The sequence below is a fragment of the Vibrio sp. 10N.222.46.A1 genome (assembly GCF_041473595.1).
Taxonomy (GTDB): Bacteria; Pseudomonadota; Gammaproteobacteria; order Enterobacterales; family Vibrionaceae; genus Vibrio; species Vibrio tasmaniensis_A.
This window is the reverse complement of sequence record NZ_JBFRSN010000681.1, coordinates 1-435: the sequence shown is the minus strand read 5'-3', so window position 1 is coordinate 435 and position 435 is coordinate 1. Positions and strand designations below refer to the sequence as shown.

The following is a 435-nucleotide window of genomic DNA, read 5'->3' as shown; positions in this document are numbered from 1 at the left end:
CTTGGTGGCGCGGTTAAAGCTGCGTTAACTAACTAAAAGAGACATTAATGACTGCTATAACAATAAGTGATCAAGAGTATCGCGATTTCAGCCGTTTCTTAGAATCTCAATGTGGCATTGTATTAGGTGACAGTAAGCAGTATTTAGTGCGCAGTCGTTTAAGCCCATTAGTAACGAAGTTTAATGTTGCTTCATTGTCTGATTTGCTAAGAGATGTAGTGACAGGTCGAAACCGTGAGTTGAGAGTGGCGGCAGTGGATGCTATGACGACTAACGAGACACTTTGGTTCCGAGATACTTATCCGTTTGCTGTACTAGCGGATAAACTTCTACCGGAAATAGCGGCAAATAAACGTCCTATCAAGATTTGGTCTGCGGCAAGCTCTTCAGGTCAAGAACCATACTCAATGGCTATGACGATACTTGAGACCCAAG

1 protein-coding gene is annotated in these 435 nt (G+C 43.0%); it reads left to right on the top strand.

All coding sequences use genetic code 11. The features are described from left to right. Positions 1-47: 47 nt before the first annotated feature. Positions 48-435: CheR family methyltransferase (locus AB4496_RS18250; protein WP_372131565.1), on the top strand; the 388-nt coding region annotated here is incomplete at its 3' end.